The organism is Thiomicrorhabdus cannonii (assembly GCF_013391695.1).
Classification (GTDB): Bacteria; Pseudomonadota; Gammaproteobacteria; order Thiomicrospirales; family Thiomicrospiraceae; genus Thiomicrorhabdus; species Thiomicrorhabdus cannonii.
The window spans coordinates 83,321-101,173 of the sequence record NZ_JACBGH010000002.1; the positions used below are offsets into that span (position 1 = coordinate 83,321).

General features: G+C 53.8%; 16 protein-coding genes. 8 read left to right on the forward strand and 8 right to left on the reverse strand.

What is annotated here, in order from left to right:
* Positions 1-3: 3 nt before the first annotated feature.
* Genes gloB through HZ297_RS03560 form a run of 3 tightly spaced genes read left to right on the forward strand, consistent with a single transcriptional unit; the run spans position 4 to position 4,599 of the window.
* Complete coding sequence (gene gloB, locus HZ297_RS03550) at positions 4-816, forward strand: hydroxyacylglutathione hydrolase (protein WP_178861619.1); 813 nt, start codon at positions 4-6, stop codon at positions 814-816.
* Positions 813-2,636 carry a LysM peptidoglycan-binding domain-containing protein gene (locus tag HZ297_RS03555; protein WP_178861620.1) on the forward strand — a complete coding sequence of 608 codons (1,824 nt, stop codon included), beginning with the start codon at positions 813-815 and terminating at the stop codon, positions 2,634-2,636. The genes gloB and HZ297_RS03555 overlap by 4 nt, the downstream gene beginning before the upstream one ends.
* Positions 2,620-4,599, forward strand: coding sequence for a transglycosylase SLT domain-containing protein (locus tag HZ297_RS03560; protein WP_178861621.1), 1,980 nt, complete (start codon positions 2,620-2,622; stop codon positions 4,597-4,599). The genes HZ297_RS03555 and HZ297_RS03560 overlap by 17 nt, the downstream gene beginning before the upstream one ends.
* A gap of 367 nt (positions 4,600-4,966) precedes the next feature.
* Here HZ297_RS03560 and cysS read toward each other — a convergent pair whose 3' ends face one another.
* On the reverse strand, positions 4,967-6,337 hold the full coding sequence (gene cysS, locus HZ297_RS03565; protein ID WP_178861622.1) for a cysteine--tRNA ligase: 1,371 nt from the start codon (positions 6,335-6,337) through the stop codon (positions 4,967-4,969).
* 250 nt (positions 6,338-6,587) lie between these two features.
* On the opposite strand from cysS, the gene HZ297_RS03570 reads away from it, so the two are divergent.
* From HZ297_RS03570 to HZ297_RS03580, 3 genes are all read left to right on the forward strand, one after another.
* A complete protein-coding gene (locus HZ297_RS03570; RefSeq protein ID WP_178861623.1) occupies positions 6,588-7,193 on the forward strand; it encodes a peptidylprolyl isomerase in 606 nt (201 codons plus the stop codon).
* Positions 7,194-7,232: 39 nt separating this feature from the next.
* Positions 7,233-7,736 (forward strand): peptidylprolyl isomerase, encoded by a 504-nt coding sequence (locus HZ297_RS03575; protein ID WP_178861624.1) that lies wholly within the window; start codon positions 7,233-7,235, stop codon positions 7,734-7,736.
* A gap of 99 nt (positions 7,737-7,835) precedes the next feature.
* The gene (locus HZ297_RS03580; protein WP_178861625.1) at positions 7,836-8,588 is read left to right on the forward strand and encodes a UDP-2,3-diacylglucosamine diphosphatase; all 753 of its coding nucleotides are present in this window, start codon (positions 7,836-7,838) and stop codon (positions 8,586-8,588) included.
* Between the two features lie 19 nt (positions 8,589-8,607).
* On the opposite strand, the gene HZ297_RS03585 is transcribed toward HZ297_RS03580, so the two are convergent.
* The 5 genes from HZ297_RS03585 to HZ297_RS03605 all read right to left on the reverse strand — a co-directional run bounded on the left by HZ297_RS03585 (position 8,608) and on the right by HZ297_RS03605 (position 12,451).
* Positions 8,608-8,943, reverse strand: coding sequence for a hypothetical protein (locus tag HZ297_RS03585; RefSeq protein ID WP_178861626.1), 336 nt, complete (start codon positions 8,941-8,943; stop codon positions 8,608-8,610).
* A gap of 63 nt (positions 8,944-9,006) precedes the next feature.
* Positions 9,007-10,269, reverse strand: coding sequence for a dicarboxylate/amino acid:cation symporter (locus tag HZ297_RS03590; RefSeq protein ID WP_178861627.1), 1,263 nt, complete (start codon positions 10,267-10,269; stop codon positions 9,007-9,009).
* A 97-nt stretch (positions 10,270-10,366) separates the two neighbouring features.
* A complete protein-coding gene (locus tag HZ297_RS03595) occupies positions 10,367-10,663 on the reverse strand; it encodes a rhodanese-like domain-containing protein (protein WP_178861628.1) in 297 nt (98 codons plus the stop codon).
* Between the two features lie 56 nt (positions 10,664-10,719).
* Complete coding sequence (locus HZ297_RS03600; protein ID WP_178861629.1) at positions 10,720-11,226, reverse strand: phosphatidylglycerophosphatase A family protein; 507 nt, start codon at positions 11,224-11,226, stop codon at positions 10,720-10,722.
* Between the two features lie 10 nt (positions 11,227-11,236).
* Positions 11,237-12,451: an argininosuccinate synthase gene (locus HZ297_RS03605; protein ID WP_178861630.1), complete on the reverse strand. Its 1,215-nt coding sequence runs from the start codon at positions 12,449-12,451 to the stop codon at positions 11,237-11,239.
* A gap of 116 nt (positions 12,452-12,567) precedes the next feature.
* Here HZ297_RS03605 and asd point away from each other — a divergent pair, with 116 nt between their 5' ends.
* Together asd and HZ297_RS03615 are read left to right on the forward strand one after the other, a co-directional pair.
* Positions 12,568-13,470, forward strand: coding sequence for an archaetidylserine decarboxylase (asd, locus tag HZ297_RS03610; RefSeq protein ID WP_178861631.1), 903 nt, complete (start codon positions 12,568-12,570; stop codon positions 13,468-13,470).
* On the forward strand, positions 13,470-13,808 hold the full coding sequence (locus HZ297_RS03615) for a P-II family nitrogen regulator (RefSeq protein ID WP_178861632.1): 339 nt from the start codon (positions 13,470-13,472) through the stop codon (positions 13,806-13,808). Before asd ends, HZ297_RS03615 begins: the two co-directional genes overlap by 1 nt.
* A gap of 121 nt (positions 13,809-13,929) precedes the next feature.
* Here HZ297_RS03615 and HZ297_RS03620 read toward each other — a convergent pair whose 3' ends face one another.
* Positions 13,930-16,482, reverse strand: a complete 2,553-nt coding sequence (locus HZ297_RS03620; RefSeq protein ID WP_178861633.1) for a Lon protease family protein — start codon at positions 16,480-16,482, stop codon at positions 13,930-13,932.
* A 94-nt stretch (positions 16,483-16,576) separates the two neighbouring features.
* Positions 16,577-17,851, reverse strand: coding sequence for a BaiN/RdsA family NAD(P)/FAD-dependent oxidoreductase (locus HZ297_RS03625; RefSeq protein ID WP_178861634.1), 1,275 nt, complete (start codon positions 17,849-17,851; stop codon positions 16,577-16,579).
* Positions 17,852-17,853: the final 2 nt, after the last annotated feature.

Below are 17,853 nucleotides of genomic sequence, written 5' to 3' on the forward strand. Positions count from 1 at the left end.
CATATGAAGATCACCGGACTTCCCGCACTGGTTGGCAGCTACGACAACTACATTTGGGTGCTGTATCAAAATCAACAGGCCTGGGTGGTTGACCCGGGGGAATCCGAACAGGTTCTGGCCTTTCTTCAACAACAGGGTTTGCAGCTTCAAGGCGTGCTTGTCACCCATTTTCACCATGACCACGTCAACGGCATCGGCGCGCTTAAAGCCGCCTATCCGCACGCCACGGTCTATGGCCCGGAACTCACCCCCAATCCGCTGATCGAAATCCGCGTAAAAGAAGGCGACCGCGTCGCGCTGACGGATGATTTTGCGCTGAACGTACTGTTTACCCCCGGCCATACCGAAGACCACGTCAGTTACTACAACGATACCGTGCTGTTTTGCGGCGACACGCTGTTCAGCGGCGGCTGCGGGCGCAAATTCACCGGCACTTTTGCCCAGTTTGCCGACTCGATTCTGAAACTGCGCGCCCTGCCCGACCAACTCGGCTTTTACAGCGCGCATGAATACACCCTGAGCAACCTTAAATTCGCCTATCTGGTAGAACCCGGCAACGCCGCCTTGCGTCAACGCATTCTGGAGAGCCGTATTCTCTATCCCGAACCGCTTGAAGGGCCGCAATCGACCCTGGGATTGGAAAAAGCCACCAACCCGTTTTTGCGTTTCGACACCCCGCAGATCAAGGCGCAGCTGCTGCAACGCGGCGCACAGGATACGACGGAGAGTTTGTTTAAAACGCTGCGTGAATGGAAAGACGACCTTGACCAATCCGGCGCGCTGGATCACGTGAATCTACAGGAGGAAGTACAGTGAAGCAGCCCGTTGATTTTCGCCTTAGCCTGCTTAGCCTCGCACTTGCCAGCGGCTTAAGCGGCTTGACCGGCTGTAGCCAACTGAATCCGCCGCAACCCGCCGGCGACGCCCCCAAACTTGTGCTGGTACACACTGCACCAGCGCTGGCCGAGGCCCCTCTTTCTCCGGCAAAACAATCCACTGAGAAGCCGCATCCTGCCGTCAGCGTTACCGAACCGACCGATCTGGCCAAAGCCACCCAACTGATTGTCGAACAGCACGACAATCTGTGGGACGAGATCGCCGCGCAACTCACCTTGGGCGACGAGCATCTGGATGCCTTCGAAAACTATCAGAATTTTTACCTGCGCAATCCCAAACACCTGGCCCGCGTTTCCGACCGTGCCAAACCGTATCTGCACTATATCGTGCAGCAGGTCAAAAAGCGCAATATGCCGCTGGAAATTGCGCTGCTTCCGGTGATCGAAAGCGGCTTTCAGGCACAGGCGCGCTCCCACCAGAGCGCCGTGGGATTATGGCAGTTCATTCCGGAAACCGCCCATCTGTATGGTTTGCAGAGAAACTGGTGGTTTGACGGCCGGCAGGACGTCATTCAAAGCACCAACGCCGCGCTGGACTATCTGCAAAAACTCTATGAACTGAACGACAACGACTGGCTTTTGGCGCTGGCCTCCTATAATGGCGGCATCGGCAATGTCTGGAAAGCGGTCAAAAAATTCCGCCAGAAAACTCAACAGGCCGGGTCCGAGAAGGCCGATTTCTGGCAGATTCGCCACTACCTGCCCAAAGAAACCCAGCATTACGTGCCGCAACTGCTGGCGGTGGCGCATATTGTCAAAAATCGGCAGGCTCTCAACATAGAGCTCGAACCGATCGACAACCGCCCGTTTTTCGATGTCGTCACCCTCGACAAACAGATTGACCTGGGCATGGTCGCCTTGCTTTCCGATACACCGCAAGACCTGCTGGCGATGCTAAACCCCGGCTATCTGCAGGCGGTGACCCCGCCGAACGGGCCTTACCATATTGTTCTGCCGCTGGAAAACCAGGCGCAGTTTGCCGAGCAGTTGCAAAAAGACGCCTCGCTGTTCGAGATCCAGTGGACCGAGCACAAAATCAAAGCGGGCGACACCTTGAGCGAAATCGCCGCGCGTTATAAAACCACCAGCAAAGCGATTCAAAAACTCAATAACATGAAAAACAATCGCCTAAGAGTCGGCAAAACCCTGCTGATTCCGGTTCCGCAGCATTATGCGCAGGCACTCGCCTCGCAACCTAAAAAGGCGTCATCGTACAAAGGTCCTAAGTTTTACCATAAGGTCAAAAGCGGCGAATCCTTGTGGACCATCGCACGCTACTACAACATCGACACCAAGACCTTGTGCAACTGGAACAATATCGGCGTGCGCACGCCCTTGAGCATCGGCCAGCAACTGGAAATCCGTTCCAATCAGTACGGTTATCAAACCCACTACACCCTCAAACCCGGCGACAGTTTGTGGACCGTGGCGCAGAAATTCAATGTCTCCACACAGGAAATCGCCAACTGGAACGGCCTCAAATCGAACGCCGTGCTGCAACCCGGTCAGCGCCTGACGCTCTGGCAACCTAAAAAAGCGGCTAGAACCGCTGTGGCCGCCAAAGCCGATAAATCGAACAAGTTCAAACAATACGTGGTCAAGTCGGGCGATAGTCTGTGGGATATCGCCAAGGCCAATAAAGTGACCACCCAGCAACTGCTTGTGCACAATCAACTCAACGAAAAAACCTATCTCAAACCCGGACAGGTATTGAAGATTCCGTATGACAATGAAACCTGAATGCCATCGTTCAATGCCGTTCAATGTCATATTGAAAAGCTTGCTTTTCATTGCAACCGCGCTACTGCCAGTCTGGCATTCAGCGCATGCCAAGCCGAACCTGTCGGAAAACCAGCAGCTATTTCTGGATGCCTATCAGGCGATCAAAAGCAATGACCGCCAATCCATCGCCAACTACAAGGCCAAACTCAAAGACTATCCGCTTTACCCTTATGTGCTTTACCACGATTACCGCCTGCACCTCAAAAGCACGCCCAATGCGCTGATTACCCAATTCATTGACGACAACAGCAACAACTATCTTGGCGAGCGCCTCCAAAGCAAGTGGCTGGAGTATCTGGGCGAGCAGAAACAGTGGAAAACCTTCCTGACGCATTATCAACCGCAGGCCTCGCGTGACCTGCAGTGCTACCACGTCCAAGCCCTGGCCAACCAAAACCAAATGGAACCGGCCCTGCAGCAAGCCGCCGAACTATGGATCAGTGAACGCCCGTTGAGCGAGGCCTGCCAACCGCTGGACGGCTTGCTGCGCCAACACAACCGTTTAACCGGCTCCATGATCTGGCAGCGCATTGAACTGGCCATGAGCAAACGCCGCGTCAGCTTGGCGCAAACGCTCGCAAAAAACCTCTCCTCCGGGGAACGCGCCATGTTTCAACACTGGCTCAAAGTCTATCAATCGCCCGACAAGATTCTCACTCCGCTGCCCGCCTCCATTGATCCGGTGATCCGCAAACCGATTTTTATGCAGGCGGTAAAAAGACTGTCTTCCAAAGAGCCCGAAAAAGCGCTTCAGGCTTTGGAAAAATTCTACGAACAATATGGCTTGAGCAAGGCGCAGTTCCAGCAATTACAGCGCGCCATTGCGCTTCGCAGCGCCTATAAGGACAACCCGAACGCCGACGAATTCCTGCAGGAAGTGAACGAGAACGGCAGCGCCACCGAGGAAAGTCTGCGCTGGCAGGCACAGCTGGCACTCAAACAATCCAACTGGCGGCTGTTGCTTGAAACCATCGAGCTGATGGATCACGAACAGCAGCAGGAAAGCCAGTGGCAGTATTGGAAAGCGCGCGCGCTGGCGGCCACCAGCCAGGAAAAACCCGCCCAAACCATCTACCGTGAACTGGCCAAGCAGCGCCACTTCTATGCCTTTATGGCCGCCGACATTCTCAAAACCGATTACCAGTTCAATCCCGATCCGGTCATGCAGATCGACAGCGCAGCGCTCATCAAAAAATACCCGCAACTGCGGCGTATGCAGGAACTGCTGGCGATTGATTGGCTGACCAGCGCCAAACGCGAATGGTACAGCCTGCTGGATCGCCTGGGGGCCGAAGAACTGCATGCCGTTTCCATTTTGACCAGCCAATGGCAACAACACTCCATGGCCATTACCACCGCCGCCAAAGCGCAGAAATGGGACGACCTGGCGATTCGCTTTCCCACACCGCATAAAGAACCGGTCATGCAGAGCGCGGAAAAACACGGGGTTGACCCTGCCTGGGTGTATGGCGTTATCCGCCGTGAAAGCGCCTTTGCAGCCGATGTACGCTCCTCTGCCGGCGCCATCGGCCTGATGCAGCTGATGCCGCAAACCGCCAGATACATCGGTCAAAAACTAGGCTTCAAGAAAAACCGCTATACGGAACTGACCGAACCCAATTCCAATATCGAACTGGGCAGCGCCTATTTGAGTTATCTTTATAAAAAATACGACGGCAACCGCGTACTGGCAACCGCCGCCTATAATGCCGGCCCGCAACGCGTCGACAGCTGGATTCCCAAAGACGGCGCCCTGCCGGCTGACCAATGGATTGATTCGATCCCATTCAGCGAAACCCGTGCCTACGTCAAAGCCGTGTTGGAATACTCGACGATCTTCAAATCCCTTCTCAATAAGCACTATGACCGCCTGAGCGACATCATGCCCGCCATCGGCTCAGTACAAGAGCCTTCCCAATAAACAGCCGCAAACAAAGACAGCATCACGCAGCCGCGACAGAGCTATGCAAGCGCTAACCTCGGCGAAACAGAAAACATAAAAAAAGAATAAAAAAAACCCCAGTGGACAACCGGGGGTTTAAATATTATCTCATATAGAAATAATCAGAGGAGGATACTCATGAAGAAACATGATTAAGGCAAATTGTATTAGCGTTTCCTAATTTAGTCAACGGCTAATATCATTATTTTTTAATTTTTTTATACCTCATGAGTAAATTTTATTACCCCATAATTCAATATAACAATCAAATACTTACAATAAGTAAGGGATTGTGTTTTCGCTCGGAAATCAAACCGTCCCACCGCTTTCACAGCGCCTTTTCAGCTTAACTTCTGCGCCAGGTAGTGCCCTGTGGCGAATCCAACAACTCAATGCCTTGCGCTGCCAAAGCGTCGCGAATCTCGTCGGAACGGGCAAAGTTTTTCGCGGCGCGCGCCTGCTTGCGTTCTTCAATCAGGGCTTCGATCTGCGCGTCATCCATATCCGAGGATGAAGGCTGCGATTTAAAGAACTGCTCCGCCGGCTCCATCAACAAACCGATCTGGTTTGCCAACTTCAACAACAATCCCGCCAACGCCGCATCTTTCTGCTTATTGACCTCTTTAGCCAACTCAAACAGCACCGCCATCGCTTTGGGGGTATTGAAGTCGTCGTTCATCACGTCCATAAACTCTTTTTCAAAATCGGTGTTCTGTGCGGCTTCCCCGATTTCCACGCCTTCCAACGCCGAATACAGACGCCCGACACTGGTCTTGGCATTGTTCAGGTTCTCTTCGGAGTAGTTCACCGGCGAACGGTAGTGGCTCGCCAACAGGAAATAACGGATGACTTCCGGATGGTAAAGTTTCAACACTTCGCGGATCGTAAAGAAGTTGTTCAACGACTTGGACATCTTTTCGTTGTCGACCCGCACGAAACCGCAGTGCATCCAGGTGTTCACATAATGCTCGCCGGTCGCACACTCGGATTGGGCGATTTCGTTTTCGTGGTGCGGGAACGACAAATCCATACCGCCGCCGTGGATGTCGAAATGATTGCCCAGACACTTGGTGGACATCGCCGAACATTCAATATGCCACCCCGGACGCCCGCCGCCCCAGTTGGAATCCCAGGAGGGTTCGTTTTCTTTGGACGCCTTCCACAACACGAAATCCAGCGGATCCTGTTTGATTTCGTTCACTTCGACACGCGCGCCCGATTCCAGTTCGTCGAGATGCTTGCCGGACAAACGACCGTACTCGTTAAAGGCCTTGACCTTGAAGTAAACGTCGCCGTTGTTCGCCGCATAAGCAAAGCCTTTGTCGATCAGCGTTTGGATCATGTGCTGGATTTCATGGATATGCTCGGTGGCTTTCGGCTCCATATCCGGACGCAACACGTTCATCGCCTTTTCATCGGTATGCATTTCGTCGATCATGCGCGTCGTCAGCGACTGGATCGACTCGCCGTTTTCCAGGGCGCGTTTGATGATTTTGTCGTCGATGTCGGTGATGTTGCGCACATAGGTCACGTCATAACCCAATGCGCGCAGATGGCGCACCACCGTATCAAACACCACCATGACACGCGCATGGCCGATATGACACAGGTCGTACACCGTCACCCCGCACACATACATGCCCACTTTGCCGGGATGAATCGGGGTAAAAAGTTCTTTTTGACGGGTTTCGGTATTGTAAATATGCAGTGCTGTCATGCTTATTCGCCTATCTGTGTCAGTAAAACGCGCCTTATGCGGTGCGTGGAATATGTGCCGAACACCCGGCCTGCTGAGTTTTTTCGTCGCTCAAAACCGCAGCGCAAAACGCTCAACAAATCCTGTCAAAATGCTTGAAATAGACCTAAAAGCGTTCAAACTCTGGCAAACAGTATTGGGGTCAGCAAAACCAAGTGTTAGAATGGCGCCTATTGTAACCTAATTGTGACTGTATTCGGAGTGAATCACCATGTTGAGACGTCTATTTTTGAGTTTGCCGCTTGCCCTGCTAACCCTGACTGCCAGCCCGCTAACCCACGCGCAATCCGATAGCGATACCGCTGGTAAAGAGGGCCATCCGCAGGTGTTGATGGAAACCAATTACGGCACGATTCTGATCGAACTCTATCCCGAAAAAGCCCCCAAGACCGTGGAAAACTTTTTGGCCTATGTGCATGAAGGTTTTTACGACGGCACCATTTTCCACCGCGTAATCGCCGACTTTATGGTTCAGGGCGGCGGCTTCACCCCGGACATGGGCAAAAAAATCACCCGCGCGCCGATCCAGAACGAAGCCGATAACGGCTTGCGCAACCAGATCGGCACGGTGGCGATGGCCCGCACCAACGACCCGCACTCTGCTACCGCACAGTTCTTTATTAACGTCGCCCAGAACAGCTTTTTGGACTTCCGCGAAAAAACCCCGCGCGCTTATGGTTACGCCGTTTTCGGTAAGGTTATCCAGGGCATGAAAACCGTTAACCAAATCCGCAACGTGCGTACCGGTTTTAAAAACGGTTACGGCGATGTTCCGCTTGAGCCGGTCATTATCGAAAAAGTACGTCAAATCAAATAATTAAATCGTTATTTTACTCTCTAACAAAAAGGAACCAACATGCCTAAGGTCATTATCCATACCACTATGGGTGACATCACTGTTGAGCTAGATGCTGAAAAAGCGCCGATCGGCACTGAAAACTTTGTTCATTACGTTATGGACGGCTGGTATAAAGGCACGCTTTTCCACCGCATCATCCCTAACTTCATGGTGCAAGGCGGCGGACTGTTGCCCGGCATGGAAGACAAACCTTCCGACGAGCCGATTGAAAACGAAGCCGACAACGGCCTGAAAAACGATCGCGGCACCATCGCTTACGCACGTACCATGGACCCGCACTCGGCGACCACGCAGTTCTTTATCAACCTCAAAGACAACAGTTTCCTGAACCACAGCGGCAAGAACATGCAAGGCTGGGGTTATGCGGTGTTCGGTAAAGTCACCGACGGCATGGACGTGGTCGATGCGATGGCCAAGGTGCAAACCACCAGCCGCCGCGGCCATCAGGACGTTCCGGTAGAAGACATTCTGATTACCGGCACAACCCTGATTGAAGATTGATCGGCAACCGACAATTTTCACGACTGAAAACGGGCTTTATTGCCCGTTTTTTGTTTTTCGGACTGCGCTTCCGGCACGCGGCTCTGCTAAAATGGCGGCATGGAAAAATTCACCCTGTTCATTGCCGATGTCCACCTCCAGCCGGAAGCCTCTCATCCGCTTAATCAGGCGTTTTTGGCTTTTCTGAAAACCGAGGCGCCCAAAGCCGAGGCCCTCTATATTCTGGGTGACCTGTTTGAAATGTGGGTAGGTGACGATGTCGGACTGACACAGTACGCCGAAATCATTGCCGCGTTCAAGCACCTGAGTGAGCAAGGCGTTAAACTCTATCTGCAATTCGGCAACCGCGATTTTCTGATGCGCCAACGTTTCTGGCAGGCGAGCGGCATCCAACCGCTACAAGAACCTCACGCGCTGACGCTGTATGGTCACGAACTGCTATTGATGCACGGCGATGCGCTCTGCACTGATGACAAACAATACCAGAAGATGCGCCGCATTCTGCGTCATCCGCTGGTGATGTGGCTGTTTTTGCGACTGCCGCAGCACAAGCGTCTGCAGATCGGCCAGAACATGCGCGAAAAATCCAAACGCTATAGCGCCAATAAAGCGGAAAATATTATGGATGTGAATGCGGCGGCTGTTGAAGCGCTGTTTGCGCGCTATCCGCACGCCCAACACCTGATTCACGGCCATACTCACCGCCCCGCGCATCACCGTTTAAAGGTGGACGAGCAACCCAGACATCGCTGGGTTTTGGGCGACTGGCAGGCGGATGCGCCGCACAGCCGGATTCTGAAAGTCAGCGCGGAGGGTATCGCCCTGCTGCCTTTTTCAGCGAGCGCGACCTAACTTCGAAGTTCCAGCTTGTTCAAAGATCCAGCTTCAGGAATTTGAAATCGATTTCATCGCCCGCCACACTGAAACGCACCTTCTCCTTGACCCGTCCGGCCTCCTGCGTGCCCGAACAGGTCCAGGCGATATGCCAGTCATAACTGTAATCGCAACGGTACAGGTTATCACGCAGATGCACTACCTCATCCACCGCCAGATTACCCGCATACACCGCAGCGCTGCTGATATGGCTTAAATCCTGCACAAAATCGTCCTGCATGGTTTGAATATGCGCATCGATCAGGCTTTTCAGAAGCGTGCAGGCGCTCTCGCCTGACGGTAAAACGGGCATGTCAGCAAACTGTTTTTTCATCGTTGTAAATTCGTCCCCAAAAACTCAACAGGCCGGGTCGATACCGGCCCACTAGTGACAACATTAAAATATCCGGTTGGTCAGCACGTCTTTTTCGCCTTCGGAACGGGCAATCACCACGGCACCGACCGAATCGCTGAAAATATTGACGGCGGTGCGCAACATATCCAACAACCTGTCCACCACCAACAGCAAACCAATCGCCTCAGCCGGCAAGCCGACCGCCACCAGGATGATGCTGATGGCCACCAGGCTGGCCGACGGAATCCCCGCCACCCCGATCGAGGTGGTCAAAGCGATCACCACAATCAACAGCTGCGTACCCCAATCCAGCGGCACGCCGAACAGCTGGGCTATAAATACCGCCGCCACGCACTCATAGAGTGCCGTACCGTCCATATTGACCGTCGCCCCCAATGGCAGTACAAAACTGGTCACGCGATTGGAAACGCCCGCCCGGTGCTCCAACGCACGCAGCGAGACCGGCAGCGTTGCCGAGGACGAACTGGTTGAAAAGGCGGTCAGCAACGCCGGCGCCATTGCCTGATAATGGCGCCAGGGGTTTTTCACTCCGCCGACAAACCGCAGGATTAATGCCATCACCACTATAAAATGGAAGGCTAAGGCCAGTACCACCGTCATAAAGAACAAGGCCAGATTGCCAAACTGGTCAAAGCCCGTTTTCGCCACCGAAGCCGCCACCAGACCAAACACCCCCAAGGGCGCGAACTTCATAATCCAGGCGGTAATCAGCATCATCACATCAAACACGCCCTGCCAGAAATTCATCAAAGCATCGCGCCCCGGCCCGGTGATTTGCGCCATGAAATAGCCAAACAGCAGACTAAAGAAAATCAAACCGAGAATTTGCCCGTTGGCCGCAGCGGCCACCACATTGGCAGGAATCATGCGAAGGAACACCTCCACCACATCGCCAACACCTTTGCCGGCAACGGCCTGGGCCACCGCTGCATTGCTTTCGATCACCGGCGGTGCCTGATCGGAAACCCCCGGCTGAATCCAGTTGACCAGCAGCAACCCCACCATAATCGCGATAAAACTTGTGGCCACATAATAACTCAGCGTTTTCAAGCCCAAACGCCCAAAACCGCCCTGCGTGCCGATATTGCCGATGCCGGTGATGATCGCCGCCATCACCAGCGGCACCACCACCATCTTCAGCGCATTCAGAAACAAGGTGCCGATAAAGGTATAAACCGCCAACCAGTGAATACCGAAAACGGTTGCTTCGGTACCGCTCCAGCTTCCCATCACCGCCGCCAATAGCAGCGCTATTAAGATTTGCCAATGCAGGGCCAATTTCATCGATTTCGCTCCTTTTCGGAAGTTTGGGACGACTAAAAGTCGCACTTAAAAAAAAAGCGCCCTAGGCGCTCTTTTTCAGCAAGAAACTGACCGTTTCTTAAATGTCCGGGCACTGATGCCAAGCCATAAACGACCCCAGGTTATACACCTGGTCAAAATCCTGAGACATCAGAATCTGCATCGCCATATGCGAACGCTGGCCTGAACGGCAAAACACGATGACAGGCAGATCCTTATCCAGAATACTTTCACCCACTCGATCAATGTCTTGCAGTGGAATATTGATTGCACCTGGCAACTTGCTCATGGCAAATTCTTCAGGCGTGCGAACGTCCACTAATTGTGCACTTTTCTCTTTAATCAGACGCTTAGCGTCTTCGCATGGAATAAACATCTTTTATCTCCACTCCCAAACTATTTTTTTGTGATGCGTAATATAACCCAAGACTTTTAAAACGACAAATTGAAAGTGGTTGTGATTGCCCAAATAAATCCTATCGTCGCCGCGGCCGCCAACAGGTCGTCGACCATAATGCCGAAACCGCCGCCGACACGGGCATCCACCCAACGGATCGGCCACGGCTTGAGGATATCAAACAGGCGGAACAATACAAATGCCAGTAGCCAGTAATGCCAGGTCTGCTGCGGCAAACACAACAGCACCAGCCAGATGCCGGCAAATTCGTCCCAGACAATCCCGCCATGATCATGCACGCCCAGCAGTTCTGATGCGCGTCCACAAATCCAAATGCCGCCCAAAGTCCCGAGGATAAACACCGTCCAGGCCGCCGCTTCGCTCCATTGCAACAGTGGCACAAACAACAGCAGACCCAACAATGTGCCTGCCGTACCGGGCCCCTTCTTTGCAAGCCCTGAACCAAAACCAAAGCCCAGCATCAGGGCTGGGCTTTGCAATAGCTGTTTAAAGCTAGGACGGTTAAAGACTGTACGGTTCATGTAACCCGTATTATTTTTTTAGGCGTCTTTTGGCCGCAGTACGCAGGCGCAGCGCGTTCAACTTAATGAAGCCTTCCGCGTCTTTGTGGTTATAAGCGCCGCCGTCTTCCTCGAAAGTGGCAATCATTTCGTCGAACAAACTGTTCTCGGAAGAGCGACCTACGATGACCACATTGCCTTTATACAACTTAACGCGTACGTTCCCGCTGACGTTCTCTTGCGACTTGTCGATCAACGCCTGCAGCATTTCACGCTCCGGCGTGAACCAGAAACCGTTATAGATCATCTCGGCATATTTCGGCATCAACTCGTCTTTCAGGTGCGCCGCATTGCGGTCCAGAGTCAAAGATTCCATCGCACGGTGCGCTTTCAGCATAATCGTGCCCGCCGGTGTTTCATAACAGCCGCGCGATTTCATGCCCACAAAACGGTTTTCTACGATGTCGTCACGGCCGATACCGTTCTCACCGCCCACCTTGTTCAGATATTCCATGACCGTCGCAGGCGACATCTTCTCGCCGTTGATGGCGACGATATCGCCTTTTTCGAACGTCAGTTCCAGATAAGTCGGCTGGTCAGGCGCCTTCTCAGGCGACACGGTCCACAACCACATATCCTCTTCCGGTTCCATTTCAGGATGTTCCAGAATACCGCCCTCGTAGGAGATATGCAGCAGGTTGGCGTCCATCGAATAAGGCGACTTCTTGCCTTGTTTTTTCTCAACCGGAATATTGTGTTCTTCCGCATACGCCATCAACTTCTCACGCGACAACAGATCCCACTCACGCCAAGGTGCAATGACCTTCACATCCGGCATCAACGCATAGGCGTTCAATTCAAAACGCACCTGGTCGTTGCCTTTACCGGTCGCGCCGTGAGAAATCGCATCCGCACCGACTTCTTTGGCGATTTCCACCAAACGTTTCGAGATCAACGGACGTGCAATCGACGTACCCAAACGGTATTCACCTTCATACATTGCATTGGCACGCAACATCGGGAAGACGAAATCGCGCGCAAATTCTTCACGCAAGTCTTCGATAAAAATATCTTTAATGCCCATGGCCTGTGCTTTGGCACGCGCCGGTTCGACTTCACCGCCCTGCCCGATATCGGCAGTAAACGTGACCACTTCGCATTTGTATTCTTCCTGCAGCCACTTGGCGATAATCGAGGTATCCAAACCACCTGAATAAGCCAAAACGACCTTTTTAACTTCTGACATCTTTGGTTTTCCTTAATGAAACTTAAATCAAATTGATTCAATACAATACGTTCTATCAATTCGCGGGATTATACATTAAAATCGCCACTTTAGATTAAGAAAAAAGAACGCCTACCATGAAGTTTATGGACTTTTTCAAGGTTACACCGCAGTACCTGATCCCCAAACATCTGCTCTCGGAATGGATGCATTGGTTCATGCATGTGGAGACCCCTTGGATCAAAAACAACACCATCAAGTTACTGACCAAACTCTATAAAATCGACGTCAGCGAAGCCTTGGAAGAAGACATCGAGTCCTATCCGCACTTCAATGCTTTCTTCACGCGTGAACTCAAGCCGCACCTGCGTCCGATCGATTGGGATCCGCAGGTCTGGGTCAGTCCGGTAGACGGTCTGATCAGCCAATCCTGCCATATCGAACACAACAAAATCATCCAGGCCAAATACCACGATTACACGGTGGAAGCGCTGGTGGGCGGCGACATCAGCTACGCCAAACAGTTCCATAACGGCGATGCGGCGGTGATTTACCTGTCTCCTAAAGACTACCATCGCATTCATATGCCCACCAACGGCAAGCTGATTTCGATGACCTACGTACCGGGCGACCTGTTTGCGGTCAACCCGGCCACAGTGCGCAATATTGAAGGGCTGTTTGCCCGCAACGAACGTATTGTCATCCGTTTTGAAAATGCCCACGGGCCTTTCTGTCTGGTGATGGTCGGCGCAGTTTTCGTCGGCAGCATGGAAACCGTCTGGGAAGGCAAAATCACCCCGGAATACGAGCCGACCCTGACCCATTGGGATTACAGCGCACAAAACCTCGAATATCAAAAAGGCGATGAAATCGGGCGCTTTAATATGGGCTCAACCGTGGTATTATTAACGCCAAGCGGTCAACTACCCGAGTTGGGGCAGATTCACCATGACACCCCGATCAAACTAGGCCAAAAAATCGCACGCTACCCGGATGCCCAGACGGCTGCCGAGGTCAACTTTTCAAACGAGGAGCAATAATGAAACTGATTACCGCCGTTATTAAACCTTTTAAACTCGATGATGTACGCGATGCCCTGCATGACATCGGCATTCACGGCATGACGGTCACCGAGGTCAAAGGCTATGGCCGTCAAAAAGGCCACACCGAAATGTACCGCGGAGCTGAATATGTAGTCGATTTTCTGCCCAAATTGAAACTGGAAATCGCCGTTGCCTCAAGCATCGTCGAGGCGGCGGTCGAAGCCATTATCAACGCGGCGCAAACCGGTAAAATCGGTGACGGCAAGATTTTCGTGACCAATATCGAACAGACCGTCCGTATCCGTACCGGCGAAACAGGTGAAGAAGCGCTGTAATTACACGCACTACCTCGTTTAAACATAAAAATACCGCGCAAGAAACGCTGTTTCTGCGCGGTATTTTTTTGCCCCTAGCATCAACCAATAACCGCAACACCCGGCCTGTTGAGTTTTTCAGCTATTTTTTTGGAACCGTCTTTTTAGACTTTTTCTTGGCGCCCGACGGGTCTGCCAACGGCTTTTCCTCTTGGGCATATTGCACCCGCAATTGATCCAATTCGGTTATGCGCGCCGCAATCAATGCGTTAAAACTGCCCGGCGAATAGTGTCCGTCTTTAGCCGCCGGCAAACCAGTCAATAACGCCATCACCTCATCAATATGCGTCACCGCATAGACGGCAAATTCGCCGCGCTCAACGGCCTCCACCACCGCCTGCTTGAGCATCAGGTGCGGCCGGTTCGCCGCCGGAATAATCACCCCCTGAACACCATTCAGGCCGCGTGCCTGGCAGATATCGAAAAAGCCTTCAATCTTTTCATTGACGCCGCCAATCGCCTGGATTTCACCATGCTGGTTCACCGAACCGGTCACCGCCAGACTCTGCTTTAACGGAATGTCCGCCAGGGCCGACAGCAGCGCGCACAGTTCCGCGGCCGAGGCGCTATCGCCTTCCACCTGTCCGTAAGACTGTTCAAACACCAACGTGGCCGCCAGAGCCAAAGGCCGCTGTTTGGCATAACGATACGCCAAGTAGGAAGACAAAATCATCACCCCTTTGGAATGGATGGCACCGCCCAATTCGACCTCGCGCTCGATATCAATCACCTTGCCGCTGCCCAGGCGCGCCGTGGCGGTAATGCGCGAAGGACGCCCAAAGGCATAATCATCCAGCTGAATCACACTCAAGCCGTTAACCTGCGCCACCTCAACGCCCTCGGTCTTGACCAGATAAATGCCCTTCAAAACCGCTTCCTGATAGCGCTCGCGAATCTGCCCCATACGTTCCAGCCGCATATCTATCGCTTTTTGTACCGCAACCCTGTCGATGACGGCCTGCTGAGATTGCCGCGCCCAATAGTCTGCCTCTTTCAGCAGATCGACCAGACCGCCCATATGCAACGACACCTTTTCGCCGTCATCGGCCATACGCGAACTCTGCTCAATCACCCGCCCGACCGCGTCGCGCTGCAACGGCAACAAGCCATTCTCCTGCTGCAATCCGGCAATCATGCGGGCATACAACGGCATGGAATCGGCATCGCGCGCCATATCCTCGGAAAAATCCGCCGCCACTTTGAAGAGACGGTCAAATTCCGGATCGTACTGCTTCAACAAAAAATACAGCAGGCGTCCGCCGGTGAGCACCACTTTGACATCGATCGGAATCGGTTCCGGCTGCAGCGATGTGGTGCTCGCCAAACTCAGCACCTGCTCCAGCGATTCGATTTTGATCTCGCGCGAACGCAAGGCGCGCTTCAGCCCCTCCCAGGCGTAATAGGAGGTCAGCACTTTCTGGGCATCCAGAATCAGATAACCGCCATTCGCCAGATGCAGCGCGCCCGGCTTGATCAGCGAGAAATCCGTCAGCAAAGCCCCAAACTGGGCTATATGCTCAATCCGCCCAATCAGATTCTGATAGGTCGGGTTATCCTCGAACACCACCGGTGCGCCTTCGGTTGCACCGTTATCCACCAGCACATTCACCTGATATTCGACAAAATCGGCCATAATCTGGCTGGCGCTCTGCGCGGTCGGTTTTTTCTCGGCGGCATATTTGCGCAGCACCTCGACCTTTTCGATCATGTCCTGTTTAACGCGCTCGATAAACGCCATGACCTCGGCCTGCTGTCGGTAGTCCGCCTGTAGATCGAGTACATAGTGCGACACCGTAGTCTGCGTGACCTCGCGATTAAGCTGCTTGACCTGCTCGCGCGACTCCTTCTGCCACACCGGAATTTTCAGCAGCAGGTTCTTCAACTCGTCCTGAATCTCTTCCACCACCCGGCTGATGACCTGTTTCTCCTCATCCGGCAACGCCTGAAACTCCTCCGGCGTCATCGCATGATCCTCTTTCTTCGGCCCCAGATTCCAGCCGTTTGAGGTTCGCAGCATCAAGATATTGTTGCTCTCGGCCTTGGCGGCGATCTCCTCCAGCGCGCGGTCTTCGCGTTTGATGTACTCGTCGTGGATCGCCTGAAAGGCATTGCGGTATTCGTCACTCTCGAAAGCCGCCGGAATCGCCACCAGAATGTCGCTGACAAAACGCTGCATTGCCTGCTGCAACTGATGGCCGGCGCCCTTCGACAAACGCAGCACGATCGGCTTGTGCGGCTGTTCGAAATTATTGATATAACACCAGTCAAACGGTTCATTTTCCTGCTTGGCCTGTTGCTGCAGCAGACGCGTCACGGCGGTGTGCTTGCCCAGACCGCTCGAACCGAGCACATAGAGATTGTAGCCTTCATGCGCCATGCCGATGCCGAACTGCAGTGCTTCCATGGCGCGTTGCTGCCCGAGCCGCTCCGTCAGCGGCGAGAGCTCCTGCGTCGTTTGGAACGCCAACGCGCTCAAGTCGCAGCGTTGATAGAGCGAGGCAAGCGGCACGCGCAAGCCTTCATAGAATGAGGCAGGTAAAGACGACGTCTGGGATGACGTCTGGGATGACGTCTGGGATGACGTCTGGGATGTCGATTGAGATGACGATTCGGAAGAGGAAGAACTTGAACGCATGGCAACTCCACTGTTTGACCCGGCCTGTTCAGTTTAACCAAACTGCCAGCGAAGACAAACCCAAGTAGCAAACAAGTGTGGTTTTTTGCGGACTTTATTGACCCTGCGCAGATTTTAGCAAGGCGTCCACCCCGTCCGCCGCCACCTTGGCGCTCGCCATCACCGCCGTAAGCAGATAACCGCCGGTCGGCGCCTCCCAATCGAGCATCTCCCCCACGGCAAACACGCCGGGCAATTTTTTCAGCATCAGGGCGTCATCCAATTCGGACAGCGCGACGCCGCCGGCAGTGCTGATGGCCTCCTCGATCGGGCGCGGCGCAGAAAGAGGCAACGGATAATGTTTGAGTGTTTTGACGACCTGCTGCGCGTCCTGCAACGCTTCCGGCGTCAGCACTTCGCGCAACAAGCCGACCTGCAGTGCGGACAGTCCGCAGCGTTTGAAATGCGATGCCAGCGACTGCTTGCCGCGCGGCTTGGCGAGTTTCGTCAGCAACGCTTCCGGCGCTTTGTGCGGCAGCAGATCGACAGCGAGCGTCACCGTCCCCTGCGCCGATATCGATTCGCGCAAAGGGGCGGATAAAGCGTAAATGGCGCTGCCCTCCACGCCGTTTTGCGTCAGCATCGCCTCGCCCTGTTTGTGCCAGCACTGGCCGTGATGGTCAGTGAACGAAAACACCGCGTTCTTCAGCGGCTCGCCGGCAAAACGCTCTTGAAAGACCGGGCTCCACGGCACATTAAACCCGCAATTGCTCGGTTGAAAGGGGCTGACCTGAATCCCGCGATTTTCCAGCAAAGTCCGCCACTGCCCGTCGGAACCCAAACGCGGCCAACTGGCACCGCCCAGCGCCAGCAGCGTCGCAGCGGCACTGACGACGACCCGCCCGCCCGCCTGCTCAAATATCAGACGGTTATTAGCATCCCAACCCAACCAGCGGTGACGCATATGAAAACGCACCCCGCCGGCTTTAAGGCGTTGCAGCCAATGGCGCAACAAGGGCGCGGCCTGCATCGTCACCGGATAGACCCGTCCGGAAGAACCGACAAAGGTTTCCACCCCCAAACCGGCTGCCCATTGGCGCAGCGCATCGGCGTCAAACTCCGCAAGCCAGCTGGCAATCAACCCCGAGGCTTCACCATAGCGCTGCATAAAGTCCGTCTTGGGTTCGCTGTGGGTCAAATTCAAACCGCCGCGTCCGGCCTGCAGCAGCTTGCGCCCGGCCGAAGGCATGGCATCAAACACGGCGATGCGATAGCCTTTTTCGGCGAGCACCTCGGCAGCCATCAACCCGCCCGGACCGGCGCCCACAATCACCACATCAAAATCGGTTTGCAATCTGGCAGCGTGGGAATTCGGGGATGTGTGAGGCATGC

Coding starts and splice junctions, on each gene's coding strand:
- HZ297_RS03585 (WP_178861626.1), bottom strand. CDS start 8,943: ATGAAAAAACAGTTTGCTGACATGCCCGTTTTACCGTCAGGCGAGAGC.
- HZ297_RS03620 (WP_178861633.1), bottom strand. CDS start 16,482: ATGCGTTCAAGTTCTTCCTCTTCCGAATCGTCATCTCAATCGACATCC.
- gloB (WP_178861619.1), top strand. CDS start 4: ATGAAGATCACCGGACTTCCCGCACTGGTTGGCAGCTACGACAACTAC.
- HZ297_RS03615 (WP_178861632.1), top strand. CDS start 13,470: ATGAAACTGATTACCGCCGTTATTAAACCTTTTAAACTCGATGATGTA.
- HZ297_RS03590 (WP_178861627.1), bottom strand. CDS start 10,269: ATGAAATTGGCCCTGCATTGGCAAATCTTAATAGCGCTGCTATTGGCG.
- HZ297_RS03600 (WP_178861629.1), bottom strand. CDS start 11,226: ATGAACCGTACAGTCTTTAACCGTCCTAGCTTTAAACAGCTATTGCAA.
- HZ297_RS03580 (WP_178861625.1), top strand. CDS start 7,836: ATGGAAAAATTCACCCTGTTCATTGCCGATGTCCACCTCCAGCCGGAA.
- HZ297_RS03560 (WP_178861621.1), top strand. CDS start 2,620: ATGACAATGAAACCTGAATGCCATCGTTCAATGCCGTTCAATGTCATA.
- HZ297_RS03570 (WP_178861623.1), top strand. CDS start 6,588: ATGTTGAGACGTCTATTTTTGAGTTTGCCGCTTGCCCTGCTAACCCTG.
- cysS (WP_178861622.1), bottom strand. CDS start 6,337: ATGACAGCACTGCATATTTACAATACCGAAACCCGTCAAAAAGAACTT.
- asd (WP_178861631.1), top strand. CDS start 12,568: ATGAAGTTTATGGACTTTTTCAAGGTTACACCGCAGTACCTGATCCCC.
- HZ297_RS03625 (WP_178861634.1), bottom strand. CDS start 17,851: ATGCCTCACACATCCCCGAATTCCCACGCTGCCAGATTGCAAACCGAT.
- HZ297_RS03595 (WP_178861628.1), bottom strand. CDS start 10,663: ATGTTTATTCCATGCGAAGACGCTAAGCGTCTGATTAAAGAGAAAAGT.
- HZ297_RS03605 (WP_178861630.1), bottom strand. CDS start 12,451: ATGTCAGAAGTTAAAAAGGTCGTTTTGGCTTATTCAGGTGGTTTGGAT.
- HZ297_RS03575 (WP_178861624.1), top strand. CDS start 7,233: ATGCCTAAGGTCATTATCCATACCACTATGGGTGACATCACTGTTGAG.